Consider the following 15,497-nt stretch of genomic DNA (forward strand, 5'->3'; position numbering starts at 1 on the left):
GACCGTACCGGGACCCGGAGACAGAAAGGCCCCCCGTGCACCCGCCAGAGCTCGCTTATCCTTGCTGCCTTCCGGCCCTGGGGAGGTTCACGAGATGCACGCCGCACGGGGGGTACGCCAAGCGTACCCGACCGATGGTGGATCTTCCGGGGGTGGCGGGGTGGGCGATCCCGGCGGGGCCTGTATCCTGTTCGGCGGAGGATTCGCCTAGAGGCCTAGGGCGCACGCTTGGAAAGCGTGTTGGGTTAACACCCTCACGAGTTCGAATCTCGTATCCTCCGCACCCTGATCGACGGGCCGGCTCCGGTGGAGCCGGCCCGTCGTCGTCTCACCCTGGCCCGAGCATTTCAAGATCTTGGAAGCCTGCGGCCCCCGGCGAGGCCCAAACCTTCCAAGGCCTGTCAGCGGTGTGCCCGCTCCCGCCGTCATGGTTAGCGATCTGGCCGGCATGGCGGCGATACTGACCGGGTGGGGGAACGCGCGCGGCGAGGCACAGCCCGGCCGCCTGGCGGGTGTTCGCCGACGGCGTCCGCGGGCGCGCCTGAACCCGTCGTACACATGTTCTATCCACAGGCTGTGGACGCGGAATGAGTTACCAGCTCAGCGCCGTCCTCGCGGACGTCGAGCTGCTCCGCGAGGAGACCCGCGAGCTGGATCACGCGGTCCTCGGCGGGCTGCGCCAGGACTTCGCGCTGCTGCCGGTGACCCCGCAGCTGGTGGAGGAGCTGATCGGCACACCGCCGGACTACGCGGCCGGCGAGCCCGACCCGGAGCACCCGTTCACGCTGCTGCTCTCGCCCACGTTGACCGAGGTGCTGGCCCGCTGGTCGCGGCGGGGGCCGGTGGCGTACGTCGAGGCGGAGTTCGCCGGCGGTATCGGGCACCAGGCGGCGGTGGTGTGGCTCGGCGGCCAGCGGTCCTGGGGGCCGCGCTTCGACGCGGTGTTCGACCGGCCGCGCGAGCAGTGGCCGATCAACGCCGCCCTCATCGAGCTGGGTGTTGAGCCCGGCGCGTGGATCGACCCGTTCGCCGAGCTGGGGCTGCACGTCGAGCGGGACACCGCCGGCTGGCTGGCGCACGGGCGGCGCGGGCTGAGCGCCGACTACTGGGACGAGCTGGCCGAGGAGTGGGAAGAGCAGCAATCCGGCATCGGCCAGCAACCAGATCGCTCCCGTTCCGTTGTGGACTGGGGGATTCTATGAAATTGCGACAATTCGGCTTCATTGCCGCACTGATGACCGCTGCCTCGATCGCAGGCAGCGGCTCTGTTTCGCCGGACCAGGCGGCCGTCCACGAACCGGCCGGCGCGGTCACCGTGGTCGACCTCGACGGACTGGCCAATGTCGACTTCGGCGACACCGAGGACGAACTCACCCGGCGGGGCATACTCCGGACGGACGTCGACGCCTGCGGCCCGACGCTGGCCGGGCACGAGACGGTCAGCCCGATCTTCGTGGAGGACCGGCTGGTGCTGCTCTGGGTCGGCGACCCGGTACGCACGCCCGAGGGGGTCGCTGCCGGCACGCCGCTCGCCGAGGTCCGGGAACGCTACCCGGAGGCGCGGCACCTCGACGCTCCACAGGGGACGTACCGGTTCGACGGCCTGCTCGCCCGCGACGGCGACCGGGCGTACCTCTTCCTGCACGACGGGCAGACGGTTCGCAAGGTCATCGCCGGGTACGCCGACTGGGCCCAGCGCGCCTTCGACGAGGGCCACAGCCCCTGTTGACCCCAGCAGGCGAACCGGTCATCCGACGACGAAGCGCCCGGGATCTCCCCGGGCGCTTCGTCGAGTGGCGCGCCGTGGACCTGGCCTGCAGCTTTCAGCCGGGCCGGCCTCGCTCACCGGGCGGAATGGGGTCGTCGTAGCCTCCCGGAGGACCGGCGTAGCGCTCACCGTCGAGGTACGGCATCGCGTTGGCCGTGCAGCCGTGCAGGCCCAGCGTCTGCTGTTGCATGACGGGGGCCGGTCGGCCTCGCCCGGGGCACAGCTCGTGACCGTGGCCGAGGCGATGCCCGACCTCGTGGTTGACCATGTACCTGCGGTAGGTGGGGAGGCCGGCCCCGTAGCCGCGCGCCCCCTTCACCCACCGGGCCACGTTGAGCACCACCCGGTTGCCGTTGCGGCAGGAGGTGTAGCCGTCTGCCAGGTCTTGGCACAGCTCGTCACGGGTGCCGGGGGTGGCCAGGTAGATGGTGAAGTCGGCGGCTTGGCCCGCGCCGACCCGGCGCAGGCGCAGCGTCCCGTCGGCGGTCCAGCCCTGCGGGTCGTTCAAGGTTCTGGTGACCTCGGCCGCGAACCCGGCCACGGGGAGACCTTGGATGTCGCGCTCGACTGCCACCCGGTAGCGCAGCAGCCTTCCCGTACCCTGCGGGCTCGACGGTTCGCCGGTGGCGATTCGCCACCGGTTGCCGCCGTTGGCGGGATAGGTGACCGGTGTGGCCTGTCGCGCCGGTTTGGGCGCTGGCGCCGGTGCCGACGCGGCGCCGGCGGCGGGGACCGCTGACCGACCGGCCGCTGGTGCCGAGCACCCCGACACCAGTGCTGCCAGAACCAGCCCCGACAACGCGCGGACACGAACCGAACTCGTAGTCTTCCCTGTCATGTCGTTCTCCTCGCTTGGCAGCGCCCGTCGGTGCTGCGCAGCGAGGAGGACGAGTGATCCAGGCACAAAGTTGGTGCCGCGTGGACTCAACCTTTCCGCCGTGCCGCTCGTCCTGTCCGGCGTGAGGTGCGGGAAGGGCCGGCATGGCCCGAGGTGATGCGGAGTTCGTCGAGTTCGCCCGGGCGGCATCCGGGCGGCTGGTGCACGCCGCCTACCTGATGACCGGCAACTACCACCGGGCCGAGGACGCGGCGCAGACCGCCTTGGTCCGCACGTACGCGTCGTGGTCCCGGGTCCGGGACGACGACGCCTACGGATACGCGCGCTCCGTGCTGGTCAACCACCTCATCGACAGCTGGCGACGCCCGATCCGCGAGTACCCCACCGAGGAACTCCCGGAGCAACGTCGTGGCGACGTCGCCGACGAGGTCGTCACCCGTCGCTGGTTGCTCGCGATCCTCGGCGCGCTCAGCCCTCGCGAGCGCGCCATCGTCGTACTGCGGTACTACTTCGACCTTCCGGAGACTCAGGTGGCCCGCGAGCTGAACGTGTCGGTCGGCACGGTCAAGAGCACCAGTTCCCGTGCCCTGGAGAAGCTGCGCACCACCGGCCGTGTGGATACGCAGGAAGCGTGCCGATGAACGAGGTGGATCAGCTTCGCCAGGCCATGAGGGCGACGGAACGTACCCACCGGGACGTCCTCGACCTAAGCACCATCATGCGCGAGGGTCGCCGGGTACGTCGGCGCCGCCGGCTCGCCGGCACCGGCGGGGTGCTGCTGTCGATGGCGGTCGTCGTCGGAGTGGCGGTCGGCGTGCTGGGGCCCCGCCCGCCGGAGCCGGAGCGCCAGCCCGCTCCGGCCGCCACCGCACCCACCCACCCCACGGCGACCCCCAGCCAGGACGAGAGCACCGAGGAGCAGCAACCGGTCGGTGACGTGGTGGACACCGGGATCCGGTACGGCAGCGAGGAGCGGATCTTCTACTTCGTCCAGGTCGAGCTGCCCCAACAGCCCCAGGTGACGATCGGGTTGGTCGCCGGCCGCCGCGCCGCCGACGGCAACCTGACCTCGGACTTCCTGGCCAACGACGTGGAGGGCAGCGACCGCCGGCCCGGATTCCACGCGATCGGCTACGACCATGTCGGATCTGTCCCGACGAAACCCCGGGTGCCCACCTTCGGGTACTTCGTCGGACCCGCGAAGCGGATCGTCGGCACCGTCGATGGCCGCCAGGTCACGGCCCGACTGGCGCGGTGGAGCAGAGACCCGCAGGTGGTGATCTTCTGGTTCGACCCGGAGGAGCTGGCTCCGGGAGCCCGACTGGACGGCATCGTCGCCCGCGACGCGGGCGGCCGGAAGCTCTGACCGGCGAAACAGTCATCCGGCACGGCTCCTGAGCCCCGACGACACCAGAAACGAAACGCCCGGCCGATCCGTGAGGATTGCCGGGCGTCTCGCCGTTTCAGAAGCGGTGGCGGCGGGATTTGAACCCGCGGAGGGCTTGCACCCTCACACGCTTTCGAGGCGTGCTCCTTAGGCCACTCGGACACACCACCGCCGAGTAGGGTACAGGACCGAAGGTTCGGACGCCGAACCGGTATGCCGCCGGGCGGCCTGGCAGGATCCTTGCCATGAGTACGCACATCGGCGCGAAGCCGGGAGAGATCGCCGAGCGGGTCCTGATGCCGGGTGACCCGCTGCGGGCCAAGTGGATCGCGGAGACCTACCTCGAGGGCGCTCAGTGCTACTCGACCGTCCGCGGGATGCTCGGCTTCACCGGCCGCTGGAACGGCGTGGACGTGTCCGTCCAGGGCTCCGGCATGGGCATGCCGTCCGCGTCGATCTACGCACATGAGCTGGTCAACGAGTACGGCGTGAAGTCGCTGATCCGGGTCGGCTCCTGCGGTGCCCTCACCGAGGACCTCCGGCTCCGCGACGTGGTGGCCGCGATCGGGTCGTCCACCGACTCGAACATGAACCGGATGCGCTTCGACGGGCTGATCGACTACGCCCCGGTCGCCGACTTCGGGCTGCTGCGCACCTCGGTGGAGGTGGCCGAGCGGCGCGGCATCACCATGCGGGTCGGGCCGATCCTGGCGGCGGACGCCTTCTACACCGACCGGCCGGACCTCTACGACACCCTCGCCGACTACGGCGTCCTGGCGGTGGAGATGGAATCGGCGGCGCTCTACACGATCGCGGCCCGGTTCAAGGCGCGCGCGCTGACGATCCTGACGGTGAGCGACCACATCAAGACCGGCGAGAAGACCACCTCGCAGGAGCGGGAGCAGACGTTCAGCCAGATGGTGGAGATCGCTCTGGACACGATCATCGCCTGATCACGGTCCGTACCGCCGCCCCACCGCCCCTCCGGGCGGCGGGGCGACGCGTATCCAGGTGACTGCGGTCACGGTAGAAAACAATACGACCGGTCGTTCTTATTCAGTACGCTGGCCGCATGACCGTCGACGGCCGCCTCCTGCGGGGCGAGCGCACCCGCACCGCCGTGCTGGACACCGCCGTGGTGCTCGCGACCGAGGCGGGGCTGCACGGCCTCTCCCTCGGCCAGCTCGCCGACGCCCTGGGCGTGAGCAAGTCCGGCCTCTTCGCGCACTGGCGGTCGAAGGAGGCGCTCCAACTCGCCACCGTCGACCGGGCGGTCGAGCAGTGGCAGGAGCGGATCGTCGCACCGGCCCTGGGCGCGCCCCGGGGGATACGCCGGCTCTGGGCCCTGCACGAGGCCCGGATCGCCTTCTACGCGGCCGGGACGCTCCCCGGCGGCTGCTTCTTCGCCAGCAGCGACTTCGAGTACAACGCCCGCCCCGGCCCGGTCCGCGACCGGCTCGCCGAGGTCTTCGCCCGCTGGACGGCGTTCCTGGAGCGCCTCGTGACGGAGGCGGTCGACGCCGGCGAACTCCCCACCGGCATCGACGCCGCCCGGCTCGCGTACGAGATCGACGCCCTCGGGATCGCCGCCGCCGTGCGGTCCCGGCTGCTGGACCCGGAGACCACGTACGCGCACGCGCGCCACGCCGTGCTGACCCGCCTCCGGGCGCTGTGCCCGGACCCGACCCTGCTACCGGAAGGCCTCACATGAGCCACGCCCTCGCCGACCCGCCCGCCGTCGACTTCGGTCACGTCGAGCACGTCACCGTGCACTTCGACGACCTCGACGCCCTCGGGATCCTGCACAACGCCCGCTACGCGGTGCTGCTGGAGCGCGCGCTGACCCCGTACTGGGCCGAACGGGGCGTCGCCTTCCAGGGCGGGAACAGCGCACCGGACGTCTTCCACGCGGTCCGCGAGTTCGCGATCACGTACCGGGCGCCGATCACCGGCACCGGCCCGGTCGCCGTCCACTTCTGGCTCGACCGTTTCGGCACCAGCAGCGCCGAATACTCCTTCCAGTTCCGGTCGGTCGACGGCACGACGGTGTACGCGGAGGGCCGGCGGGCGATCGTCCGGCTCGACCCGGCGACCATGCGCCCGGCCGCCTGGACCGACGCCGCGCGGGCGGTGGCGGCGACCCTGCTCCGTCCGGCTCCCGCTCCGGCCTGACCGGCGCCGGGGGCGTCCACCGCCGCTGAGGCGAGCGGGTGGGCCGGGGTCGCGGGTTCGGCCTGGGGCTGTCCATCGTCCGGGCGGTGGCCCGGGCGCACGGCGGCACGGCGAGCGCCCGACCCGGCGACACCGGTGGGCTGATGGTCAGCCTGCCGCCCGTGACCCGGGCCGAGGCACCGCGCCCGGACCCTCAGCGGAAGAAGGCGCGCAGCAGGGCGGCGCTCTCGTCCTCCAGGACCCCGCTGTAGACCTCGGGGCGGTGGTTGAGCCGGCGGTCGCGGAGCACGTCCCACAGCGATCCGGCGGCGCCGGTCTTCGGTTCCCAGGCCCCGAACACGACGGTCGAGACCCGGGCCAGCACCAGGGCGCCGGCGCACATCGTGCAGGGCTCCAGCGTGACCACGAGGGTGCAGTCGTCGAGGCGCCAATGACCGAGCCGGTCGGCTGCCCGGCGCAGCGCCAGCACCTCGGCGTGGGCGGTCGGGTCGCCGGTCAGTTCCCGCTCGTTGCGCCCGATCGCCACCTCAGCGCCGTCCGGGCCGTAGAGCACCGCGCCGACCGGGATGTCGTCGGCCGTGGTGGCCGTCGAGTCCGCCCCGGTCACCGCGACCTCCAGGGCCCGGCGCATCCACAGCTCGTGCCGCTGCCGGCGGCCGGCGCCGTCCGGGTCGGCCAGCCCTTCGTGCGCGCCCGGACCGACGCGCGCGGCCCGGCCCGGCGTCGGCTGTCCGGGCCGGAGCGTCTCCAGCGCGGGGTCGGTGGCGTCGGCCGGCTCACCGCCGTGCGGCAGGGGTACGCCCCCGGCCGCCGGACCCGACCCGGGCGGCTCAGACCTCACGCAGTTCCTCGACCTCGTCGGCGCAGCCCAGCACCGCGCAGATCTCGGCCGTGACGTCGGCCGGCAGCATGCCCTCGTGGGTGCAGAGCGCGAGCAGCTTGGCCGCCGGGATGCCCAGGTCGGCGAGGATGTCCGCTTCGCCGACCGGGTCCGCCTCGGGATCGACGGCCGGCTGGTCGCTCTCCTCGTCGCCGCCGGCCGGGCGGGACTCCTCAATCTCGTCCAGGCCGGTCACCGAGGCCTTGAGGTCCCCCACCAGCAGCGCACCCAGGCGGGACTCCTCCGCGTACGCCGAGTCAGAGCCGAAGACCCGCAGGTCCTCGCCCTCGTCGAGGCGCAGGATCACCAGGTACGCGTCCTCGGCCTCGACGAAGAGCAGCGACAGGTCGGCGTCCTGGTCGACGTCGCGCAACCGTTCGGCGACCTCGTCCAGGTCCGTGACCCCGCGCAGGTTCACCTCGGCGGCGGTCCAGCCGCTCTCGTCGCGCACCGCCGCCGCAGCGAAATACGACACGGTCCCCCCAAACTGCCTCGGCGCCCTACAGCCGACCCGTTACGCGTGCACGTTAGCCGGTCGGGTCGGCAGGCGACCGGTCAACGCCCCGAAGGGCCGGCCAATCCTGGGGAAAGTCGGGTCACCCGGCGACGCGTCGCCGGGTGGCGATGAGCTGCTTCAGGCGTTCGCTGCGGAGACGCTGCGGCCGCTTCCGCTGGCGTACCGCCCGGGCACCGGCCAACTCGGCGAGGAGTTGCAGGCGGCGGCGGCTGCGCTCAGGGTCGAGCCGCGGAGTGGTCCAGGCCATACCGCCGAGAGTGCGGCAGCCTACATGGTCCCGTCAAGACGGGCTTCGCTGCGCAGCCGACCCACGACGGAGGGCAACCTCACCAGAGTGGCCAGTCGCCGCTCGTCGCCCACCGGGTCACCACGACCGCGGCCGCGATGCTCCACCCGCCGCCGGTCACGATGGCGATCCCGGTGCCCACGCCCCGGTCGCCGTAGCGGACCAGCAGGAGGGCGACCAGCCAGGCGAGGCCGCCGGCGACGAGGGTCCACCACGCGTACGTCCGGACGCTCGTGCCGAGCAGCCCGAACAGCAGCAGCCACGCCGCCGCGCCGGCGCCACCGAGGGCGACGCCGGCCCCGGAGACCGGGTGCGGCTCCCGGTAGGTGGGCCGTGCCGGTGGCCCGGAGGGGAAGAGCCCCGACGGGTTACGCGGGCGGAACCCGCCGTACGGATCGCTCGTCACGGGCACTCCTCTCTCCGCACACGCCTCGTCCTCACCGTACTGGTCTGTCAGGATGGCCGGATGCCCCCGCCGTCGACCGGACACCGCCTGGCGTACCCGGTGCTGCTGCTCGTGACGGTGCTGGCCGGCGGTTGCGCGACGACCCGGCCGGGGGCGGACGTCGCCACCCCCACCGCACCGGCCACGGCGGACCAACCGGCCGCGCCATCGCCCGCCGGTCCCACGCCGGCCGCCGCGACCTCCGGGGGCCCGTCGGCGACGCCGACCCGCGCGGGGCTCACGCACGTCTTCCCGGTACGCGCCCGCAAGGTCGCCTACCACCCGACCCACTCCGTCTACCCCGGCACGGACATCTTCGCCGACTGCGGGGAGCCCGTCGTGGCGGTCACCGACGGGACGGTCCTGGAGGTCAGCCGGGTGGACCGGTTCGACCGGCGCGGCCCGCTCGGTCCGTGGAACGGCGGGCTGTCGGTCTCGGTGCTCGGCGACGACGGCGTCCGCTACTACGGCTCGCACCTGGCCGAGGTCGCCGCCGGGCTCGACCCCGGAGTCCGGGTACGGGCCGGCCAGCGACTCGGCACGGTGGGCCGCACCGGCAACGCGAACAACGTCTGCCACCTGCACTTCGGCATCTCGCCGCCGTGCGCCGGCCAGGACGGCTGGTGGATCCGGCGGGGCGTGGTCTGGCCGGCGCCCTACCTGGACGCGTGGCGGCGCGGCATCGACCGCAGCCCGGTGGCCGAGGTGACCGCCTGGCACCGCCGGCACGGCTGCCCGGAGGCACCGCGCACGCGCTGACGTGACGACGACACGGGCCATGGCCCGCGCCGCCGGTGCGTCCCCCGTCCGGCGGCGCGGGGCGTAGGTTGCAGGACATGACCGCCCGGGACCCCATCGCCGACCTGCGCCGGATCGCGTTCCTGCTGGAGCGGGCCAACGAGGCCACCTACCGAGTCCGCGCGTTCCGGTCCGCCGCGAAGGCCCTGGCCGCTCTTCCGGCCGAGGAGGTGGCGGAGCGGGCGCGCCGCGGCAAGCTCACCGAGCTGTCCGGGGTCGGCGACGTCACCGCCCGCTGCGTCGTGGAGTCGGTCGCCGGTGAGGAGCCGGTCTACCTGCGCCGGCTGGTCGCGACCGAGGGGACCGACCTGGACGCGGAGGCGACCGCCCTGCGTACGGCCCTGCGCGGCGACTGCCACACGCACTCCGACTGGTCCGACGGCGGCTCGCCAATCGAGGAGATGGCGCTCGCCGCGGCCGAGCTGGGTCACGAGTACCTGGTGCTGACCGACCACTCGCCCCGGCTGAAGGTGGCGCGTGGTCTCACCGCCGACCGGCTGCGCCGCCAGCTCGACCACGTGGCGACGCTCAACGACGCCCTCCCCGAGGGGTTCCGGATCCTCACCGGCATCGAGGTGGACATCCTCGCCGACGGCTCACTCGATCAGGACGAGGACCTGCTGGCCCGGCTCGACGTGGTGGTGGGCTCGGTGCACAGCGGCCTCAACGACGAGCGCGGCAAGATGACCCGCCGGATGCTGGCCGCCATCGCCAACCCGCACCTGGACATCCTCGGCCACTGCACCGGCCGGATGGTGTCGTCCCGGCCGGCCGGCGTGACCGGGCCCGGCGACCGGGCGCACCGCCCGCGTACCCGGGGCGAGAGCGACTTCGACGCGGACGCGGTCTTCGCGGCCTGCGCCGAGCGGGGCGTCGCCGTGGAGATCAACTCACGGCCGGAGCGGCAGGACCCGCCGAAGCGGCTGATCCGGCGCGCGCTGGAGGCCGGCTGCGTCTTCGCGATCAACACCGACGCCCACGCCCCCGGTCAGCTCGACTGGCAGCGCTTCGGCTGCGAGCGCGCCGCCCGCTGCGGCGTCCCCGCCGACCGGGTCGTCAACACCTGGCCGGCGGAGCAGCTCGTCGCGTGGGCCGCGAAGCGTTAGGAAGCGGCGTCCATTAATAAGGTGCCCTGCCGTGCATGACGGGCTCGGCGGCGGGCACCGCCGGCGCGCCCGTGGGGATCGGCGTCGGGCGGTGGCCGATCAGGCCCTGCGTCACGGCGACGCCGAGCAGCACCACCAGCGCGCCGACCGGCTGGTGCCAGGTCAGTCGCTCGTCGAGCACGAGCGCGCCGATCAGCACCGCAAAGACCGGGATCAGGTACGTCACCGTGGAGGAAGTGCTCGCCCCGGCCACCCGGATGTTGCGCAGGTTGATGACGAAGGCCAGCCCGGTGCCGAGCGCGCCGAGCGCGAGCACGCTGGCGACGACCTCGCCGGACAGGGCGGTGGGCACCGGCGGGGCGCCGGCCACCAGCGGCGCGACGATCGCGAGCTGCGCAACCGCCATCAGCAGCTGTGCGGCGGAAAGCGAGAGCCCCGAGTACGCGCTGCCCGCCACGAACTTCTTCTGGTACGGGATCCCCACGCCGTAGCAGGCCGCCGCGGCGAAGCACATCAGCTGGCCGGCGAAGTGGGAGCCGCCGACCCCCTCCCACACCCCGAGCACCACCAGCACCCCGGCGAAGCCCAGCCCGAGCCCGACCGCCCGGCGGGCGGTCAGCCGCTCGGTGCGGAAGACCAGCACCGCCATCGGCAGCACGATCAGCGGTGTGGTGGCGTTCCAGATGCCGGCGAGCAGGGACTCGACGCGCTGCTCGCCGTAGCCGAAGAGGGTGAACGGGACCGCCACGCCGAGCGCCCCGATCACGAACAGGTGGCCCCAGACCCGCGGCTCGCGGGGCAGCCGGTCGCGCAGCACGGCGAGCACGAGGAGCAGCGTCACCGCGCCGGCAGCGACCCGGTAGAGGGTGAGGTGCAGTGGGTGCAGTTCCCGAATCCCGACCTTGATGAACAGGAAGCTGGAACCCCAGATCGCGGCCAGGGCGATGAACCCGGGCAGCCAGCTCCGCAGCGCCGCCCGGTCAGGAGTGAAGTCCGCTGTCACCCCTGACACTCTGCCGCAGGGGTACGACGAAGTCCCGCGCTTTTCGGACGCCGTGTCGCTCGCCACAGAAACCGCGGTTCCCGATCGACGTCGACCCGGCGGAGCTGCTGCCTGAACACCGCAAACACGGTCGACAACCGGGCCCTGGGGTCACGTAGGGTCGCAGCGTGGGACGAATCGATGACATCGCCAACCGCTACGTGGCGGACTGGGCCGCGCTGAGCCCGACCGGCGCCACCTACGTCGGCATCGCCGGCTACGACGACCAGCTCGACGACCTGTCACCCGGCGGGTACGCGGCCCGGGCCGAGCTGACCCGCCGGACCCTCGCCGACCTCGACGTCACCGAGCCCGAGTCGGAGGCGGAGCGGACCGCCCGGGAGGCCATGCAGGAGCGGCTCGGTCTGGATCTCGCCCGCTACGAGGCGGGAGAGGTCGGCAACGGGGTCAGCGTCATCACCAGCGGCCTGCACGACCTCCGCTCGGTCTTCGACCTGATGCCGACCGACGGCGAGGACGCACGGGCGAACATCGCGGCCCGCCTCAACCGCTTCGCCGGCGCGCTGGAGGACTACAAGACCACGCTGCGCGAGGAGGCCGCGGCCGAGCACGTCAGCGCCCGGGCGCAGCTGCTGGAGGTCGCGAAGCAGTGCGACATCTGGGTCGACCCGGACGGCGACAACTTCTTCCACGGGCTCGTCGAGCGGCTCGGCGAGGAGGGCACCCTCGGCGCCGAGCTGCGCCGCGGCGCGGCGGCCGCCACCGCGGCGACCGCCGAGTTCGGCCAGTTCCTCCGCACCGAGCTGGCCCCGCTCGGCCGGGAGCGGCAGGCCGCCGGCCGGGAGCGCTACGAGCTGGCCTCGCAGTACTTCCTCGGCGCGAAGGTCGACCTCGACGAGACGTACGCCTGGGGGTTCGAGGAGCTGGCGCGGCTCGAGGCCGACATGCGGACGGTGGCCGCGCGGATCGTCGGGCCCGGCGCGACCATCGACGAGGCGGTCACCGCCCTCGACGCGGACCCGGCCCGCACGATCCAGGGCAAGGAGGCGTTCCGCGACTGGATGCAGGCGCTCGCCGACAAGGCGATCAGCGAACTGCACGGCACCCACTTCGACATCCCCGAGCAGGTACGCCGGATCGAGTGCTGCCTGGCTCCGACGAGCGACGGTTCCATCTACTACACCGGCCCGAGCGAGGACTTCTCCCGCCCCGGCCGGATGTGGTGGGCGGTGCCGCAGGGCATCACCGACTTCTCCACCTGGCGCGAGGTCACCACCGTCTACCACGAGGGTGTGCCGGGCCACCACCTCCAGATCGCGCAGACGGCGGTCCGCGCCGACAAGCTCAACCGTTGGCAGCGGCTGCTCTGCTGGGTCTCCGGCCACGGCGAGGGCTGGGCGCTGTACGCCGAGCGGCTGATGGACGAGCTGGGTTACCTGGAGGACGCGGGCGACAAGCTCGGCATGCTCGACGGCCAGGCCTTCCGGGCCGCCCGGGTGATCGTCGACATCGGCATGCACCTGGAGCTGGAGATCCCCGCCGACAACCCGTTCGGCTTCCACCCCGGCGAGCGGTGGACGCCGGAGCTGGGCTGGGAGTTCATGCGGGCGCACTGCCGGGTGCCGGACGAGAACCTGCGCTTCGAGCTGAACCGCTACCTGGGCTGGCCGGGGCAGGCGCCGTCGTACAAGGTCGGTGAGCGGATCTGGTTGCAGGCCCGGGAGGACGCGAAGGCCCGCAAGGGCGCCGACTTCGACCTGAAGGAGTTCCACCGGCAGGCGCTCGACCTGGGCGCCCTCGGGCTGGACCCGCTCCGCCAGGCGCTCGCCCGCCTCTGAGGTGGAGGTGTGGTGCGGGGCCGGTGGGACGCCGGCCCCGCACCCCGGGGGGTGGTGGAACCAGGTCAGTCGAGGGTCAGCCGCAGCCGCGGCTTCGCGGTCAACGTGTCGCTGGTGACGAACGCCAGATCCATCACCGGCTCGGTGAAGGTGATCGGGATCGGTGACGTGATCGGGAGGCCGTCCGGGAGCGGCAGGTCCGGCGTCAACGTGATCGTGATGCCGAGCAGCCGGCCCACGAAGCGGGTCGCGTAGAAGTCGACGTTCCCCTGCACGGTCAGCCGACCGGTGGCGAAGCGCATGGTGCGCCCGGCCGGCCCGGGCACGCGGAGCAGGAAGTCGTCGGTGACCGCCCGGGCCATCGTGAACTTCAGCGCCTTGAGCGTGCCCTGGCTGGTGGGCAGGTCGACGATCCCCGCGAACCGCAGCCCCGTCATGGTGACCTTGGAGCCCGTCAGCTTCGACGGGACCGCGTTCACCACCGGTTGGCCAAGGTCGACGGCGACGCGCGGCAACGGTTGGCCCACCTCGACGTCGCCGCTCGCGCTGGGGGTCGGCGTGGCCGTGGGGCAGCCGGACGCGGTGGGCCGGGGGCGTGGCGTGCCGGTCGCGGAGGGACTGCCGGTCGCGGTCACGGAGGGCGTCACCGATGCGGACGGCGCCTCGTCCTCGTCGTCGCCACCGCCGAACAGGTCGCCGATCCCCTCGAGGATGTCGGTGATGATGTTGCCGTCGTCCTCGTCGGCGTCCGGGCTCGGACTGGCCGAGGGGGAGCCGCTCGGGCGGGGCGTCGCCGACCGGCTCGGCGCCGCAGAGCCGGTGGCCGCCGGCCGGGTCGGGCAGGCGGCGGGAGCCCCCGCGACCGCCCACCCCGCCGGTACGGCCGCCCGCGCCGGGGCGGGCGCGGCGAGCGCCGCCGTGGCGGAGAGCCCGACCAGCCCGAGCAGCACCGCGAGGAACCGCGGATCGCGCGGCCCGGGCACGGGCGGACCGGCCGGCGGCGGGTAGGGCCTGCGCTCGTACGCCGATGGCGCCGGCCGTGCCGCCCGGAGCCGGTCGCCGCCGGGCCCGGCCTCGTCGACGAGCGTCGGCGTGTCCCGGTCGGGGACGGCGGGCACCGCCCGGAGGTGGCGTGACGTCGGTTCGACCGGCGCGGTCTGCTCGCCGGTGTGGTCGGTGTCCGGCGCCGGATCGGCGTCGGGTGTCGTGGTGGGGAGCCGATCCGGGGTCCAGGCGAAGGCCAGGGCGCTGCCCACCATGCCGAGCAGGAGCCCGACGAAGAAGCCGCCGAGGTTCACCCCGATCAGTGAGAAGAGCGCGGTGACCGCGGCCACCACGGCGTAGAAGATCCGCTGCTGCGGGCTGAACCAGATCAGCAGGCCGCAGGTCAGCAGGATCGTGGGGATCAGCCAGGACAGGAACCCGGTGGGTCCCATCTGGAAGGAGAGACCGCCGAGCGACATCTGGGTGGTCCCGAAGATCTCCAGGCCCGCCAGCACGGTGAGCAGGCCGCCCCAGAACGGGCGGACCCGGCGCCACCGGCGGAAGCCGCGCCAGGTCTCGCGGAGCCGACCGGGCCGGACGTGCTGCGGTTCGGCGGTTGTCACGTACGCCTCCTGCCGGGTGAGGGGTCGTGGGCAGGGAGGGGGCCCGCGGAGCGTGCCCTCCGCGGGCCCCGGTGGTCAGCTCAGAAACATTCCTTGGCGTCCGCGCCGACGTTGACCTTGAGCTTGAGCCCGGTCAGGTTGAACGTGCCGGCGTGGGTGGAGCGGGCCACCTGGCGGAGGTTCTTGATGACCACCGTGTCCGACTGCTGGCCGAAGGACTTCTTCTCGCCGGTGGCGCCCTTCGGGCCGCCGGTCAGGGTGGAGGCGTCCTGGCCGATGTTGATGTTCTTGAACTCGGCGTCACCCTCGAGCAGGTCCATGTCGATCAGCAGCTCGCTCGCGGTGGCCGGCTTGCCGCCGTCGCCGGCGTTGATCGTCAGGACCACCGGGGCACCGGGCACCTTCACCGACTGGCACAGGTTGTAGAGCTTGGCGTCGCGGATGCCGGAGACCGCCACCGGGTGCCGCGTGCCGTTCTGCTCCTCGGCGATCCCGCCGTACTGGACGAAGCCGTCGCCGCGGAGCTCGGTCGCCGAGACCTTGAACGTCTGACCGGAGACGGCGAACGACGCGGCGATGGCGCCGTTGGACATGCCGAACACGATCGCGCCGGCGACAGCCGTCGCCGGCACCATGAGCGCGGCGAAACGCCGCCACCGGGTACGACCCGGGTTGTCGAACCGATCCTGCACGGGGCCCTCCTCGGGGTGATGGCGCGCGGGGTGGCCGGTCGGCGGGGGTGCCGGCCCCGCACCGGGCCGCGTCACCTGTTACCGGCGGGTAACGAACGTGCAGTGATGGTGCACCCCTGAGGCCCGCGTCACAAGACCCTGATTACCTGTCAGTAACAGG

18 protein-coding genes, 2 tRNA genes, 1 other RNA gene and 1 pseudogene are annotated in these 15,497 nt (G+C 72.8%); 12 read left to right on the forward strand and 10 right to left on the reverse strand.

Annotated features, from left to right (window positions below; all coding sequences use genetic code 11):
• Positions 1-24: 24 nt before the first annotated feature.
• Positions 25-115: signal recognition particle sRNA small type (ffs, locus tag ACTMS0_RS23160), an RNA gene on the reverse strand.
• Positions 116-196: 81 nt separating this feature from the next.
• Here ffs and ACTMS0_RS23165 point away from each other — a divergent pair.
• The 3 genes from ACTMS0_RS23165 (at position 197) to ACTMS0_RS23175 (ending at position 1,729) form a co-directional block, all read left to right on the forward strand.
• A tRNA-Ser gene (locus tag ACTMS0_RS23165) sits at positions 197-281 on the forward strand.
• Positions 282-587: 306 nt separating this feature from the next.
• A complete protein-coding gene (locus ACTMS0_RS23170; RefSeq protein WP_441157354.1) occupies positions 588-1,202 on the forward strand; it encodes a hypothetical protein in 615 nt (204 codons plus the stop codon).
• Positions 1,203-1,234: 32 nt separating this feature from the next.
• Positions 1,235-1,729 carry a hypothetical protein gene (locus tag ACTMS0_RS23175; protein ID WP_441157355.1) on the forward strand — a complete coding sequence of 165 codons (495 nt, stop codon included), beginning with the start codon at positions 1,235-1,237 and terminating at the stop codon, positions 1,727-1,729.
• Between the two features lie 94 nt (positions 1,730-1,823).
• On the opposite strand, the gene ACTMS0_RS23180 is transcribed toward ACTMS0_RS23175, so the two are convergent.
• The gene (locus ACTMS0_RS23180) at positions 1,824-2,795 is read right to left on the reverse strand and encodes a DUF3152 domain-containing protein (RefSeq protein WP_441157356.1); all 972 of its coding nucleotides are present in this window, start codon (positions 2,793-2,795) and stop codon (positions 1,824-1,826) included.
• Here ACTMS0_RS23180 and ACTMS0_RS23185 point away from each other — a divergent pair.
• Together ACTMS0_RS23185 and ACTMS0_RS23190 are read left to right on the forward strand one after the other, a co-directional pair.
• Positions 2,750-3,247 carry a SigE family RNA polymerase sigma factor gene (locus ACTMS0_RS23185; RefSeq protein ID WP_441157357.1) on the forward strand — a complete coding sequence of 166 codons (498 nt, stop codon included), beginning with the start codon at positions 2,750-2,752 and terminating at the stop codon, positions 3,245-3,247. The two genes, ACTMS0_RS23180 and ACTMS0_RS23185, sit on opposite strands and share 46 nt — an antisense overlap.
• Positions 3,244-3,972, forward strand: coding sequence for a hypothetical protein (locus ACTMS0_RS23190; protein ID WP_441157358.1), 729 nt, complete (start codon positions 3,244-3,246; stop codon positions 3,970-3,972). Before ACTMS0_RS23185 ends, ACTMS0_RS23190 begins: the two co-directional genes overlap by 4 nt.
• A gap of 104 nt (positions 3,973-4,076) precedes the next feature.
• Here the strand turns inward: ACTMS0_RS23190 and ACTMS0_RS23195 are convergent.
• A tRNA-Ser gene (locus ACTMS0_RS23195) sits at positions 4,077-4,163 on the reverse strand.
• 75 nt (positions 4,164-4,238) lie between these two features.
• Here ACTMS0_RS23195 and deoD point away from each other — a divergent pair.
• From deoD to ACTMS0_RS23215, 4 genes and pseudogenes are all read left to right on the forward strand, one after another.
• Positions 4,239-4,946 carry a purine-nucleoside phosphorylase gene (gene deoD, locus ACTMS0_RS23200; protein ID WP_441157359.1) on the forward strand — a complete coding sequence of 236 codons (708 nt, stop codon included), beginning with the start codon at positions 4,239-4,241 and terminating at the stop codon, positions 4,944-4,946.
• Between the two features lie 119 nt (positions 4,947-5,065).
• Complete coding sequence (locus tag ACTMS0_RS23205; RefSeq protein ID WP_441157360.1) at positions 5,066-5,704, forward strand: TetR family transcriptional regulator C-terminal domain-containing protein; 639 nt, start codon at positions 5,066-5,068, stop codon at positions 5,702-5,704.
• A complete protein-coding gene (locus ACTMS0_RS23210; RefSeq protein ID WP_441157361.1) occupies positions 5,701-6,165 on the forward strand; it encodes an acyl-CoA thioesterase in 465 nt (154 codons plus the stop codon). The genes ACTMS0_RS23205 and ACTMS0_RS23210 overlap by 4 nt, the downstream gene beginning before the upstream one ends.
• Positions 6,166-6,197: 32 nt before the next feature.
• Positions 6,198-6,416 (forward strand): annotated as a pseudogene (locus tag ACTMS0_RS23215) (hypothetical protein); the annotation flags it as partial.
• On the opposite strand, the gene tadA reads toward ACTMS0_RS23215, so the two are convergent.
• The 4 genes from tadA to ACTMS0_RS23235 form a co-directional block, all read right to left on the reverse strand.
• Complete coding sequence (gene tadA, locus ACTMS0_RS23220) at positions 6,359-6,844, reverse strand: tRNA adenosine(34) deaminase TadA (protein WP_441157384.1); 486 nt, start codon at positions 6,842-6,844, stop codon at positions 6,359-6,361. The pseudogene ACTMS0_RS23215 and the gene tadA overlap by 58 nt on opposite strands.
• Positions 6,845-6,995: 151 nt before the next feature.
• The gene (locus tag ACTMS0_RS23225) at positions 6,996-7,520 is read right to left on the reverse strand and encodes a tRNA adenosine deaminase-associated protein (RefSeq protein ID WP_441157362.1); all 525 of its coding nucleotides are present in this window, start codon (positions 7,518-7,520) and stop codon (positions 6,996-6,998) included.
• A 121-nt stretch (positions 7,521-7,641) separates the two neighbouring features.
• The gene (locus ACTMS0_RS23230) at positions 7,642-7,809 is read right to left on the reverse strand and encodes a hypothetical protein (RefSeq protein WP_441157363.1); all 168 of its coding nucleotides are present in this window, start codon (positions 7,807-7,809) and stop codon (positions 7,642-7,644) included.
• A gap of 79 nt (positions 7,810-7,888) precedes the next feature.
• The gene (locus tag ACTMS0_RS23235) at positions 7,889-8,254 is read right to left on the reverse strand and encodes a hypothetical protein (protein ID WP_441157364.1); all 366 of its coding nucleotides are present in this window, start codon (positions 8,252-8,254) and stop codon (positions 7,889-7,891) included.
• Between the two features lie 60 nt (positions 8,255-8,314).
• Here ACTMS0_RS23235 and ACTMS0_RS23240 point away from each other — a divergent pair, with 60 nt between their 5' ends.
• Both ACTMS0_RS23240 and ACTMS0_RS23245 read left to right on the forward strand, forming a co-directional pair.
• Positions 8,315-9,052, forward strand: coding sequence for a M23 family metallopeptidase (locus ACTMS0_RS23240; RefSeq protein WP_441157365.1), 738 nt, complete (start codon positions 8,315-8,317; stop codon positions 9,050-9,052).
• A gap of 77 nt (positions 9,053-9,129) precedes the next feature.
• Positions 9,130-10,197 carry a PHP domain-containing protein gene (locus ACTMS0_RS23245; protein WP_441157366.1) on the forward strand — a complete coding sequence of 356 codons (1,068 nt, stop codon included), beginning with the start codon at positions 9,130-9,132 and terminating at the stop codon, positions 10,195-10,197.
• 13 nt (positions 10,198-10,210) lie between these two features.
• Here ACTMS0_RS23245 and ACTMS0_RS23250 read toward each other — a convergent pair whose 3' ends face one another.
• Positions 10,211-11,200 (reverse strand): DMT family transporter, encoded by a 990-nt coding sequence (locus ACTMS0_RS23250; protein WP_441157367.1) that lies wholly within the window; start codon positions 11,198-11,200, stop codon positions 10,211-10,213.
• A gap of 167 nt (positions 11,201-11,367) precedes the next feature.
• On the opposite strand from ACTMS0_RS23250, the gene ACTMS0_RS23255 reads away from it, so the two are divergent.
• Entirely contained in the window at positions 11,368-13,038 is a 1,671-nt protein-coding gene (locus tag ACTMS0_RS23255) for a DUF885 domain-containing protein (RefSeq protein ID WP_441157368.1), read from the forward strand.
• A 65-nt stretch (positions 13,039-13,103) separates the two neighbouring features.
• Here the strand turns inward: ACTMS0_RS23255 and ACTMS0_RS23260 are convergent, their stop codons facing one another.
• Together ACTMS0_RS23260 and ACTMS0_RS23265 are read right to left on the reverse strand one after the other, a co-directional pair.
• Entirely contained in the window at positions 13,104-14,645 is a 1,542-nt protein-coding gene (locus ACTMS0_RS23260) for a DUF6114 domain-containing protein (RefSeq protein ID WP_441157369.1), read from the reverse strand.
• 80 nt (positions 14,646-14,725) lie between these two features.
• On the reverse strand, positions 14,726-15,337 hold the full coding sequence (locus tag ACTMS0_RS23265; RefSeq protein WP_441157370.1) for a DUF6230 family protein: 612 nt from the start codon (positions 15,335-15,337) through the stop codon (positions 14,726-14,728).
• Positions 15,338-15,497 lie beyond the last annotated feature (160 nt).

Origin of the sequence: Micromonospora sp. H33 (assembly GCF_052068455.1) — a bacterium.
In the GTDB taxonomy this organism is placed as follows: domain Bacteria; phylum Actinomycetota; class Actinomycetes; order Mycobacteriales; family Micromonosporaceae; genus Micromonospora.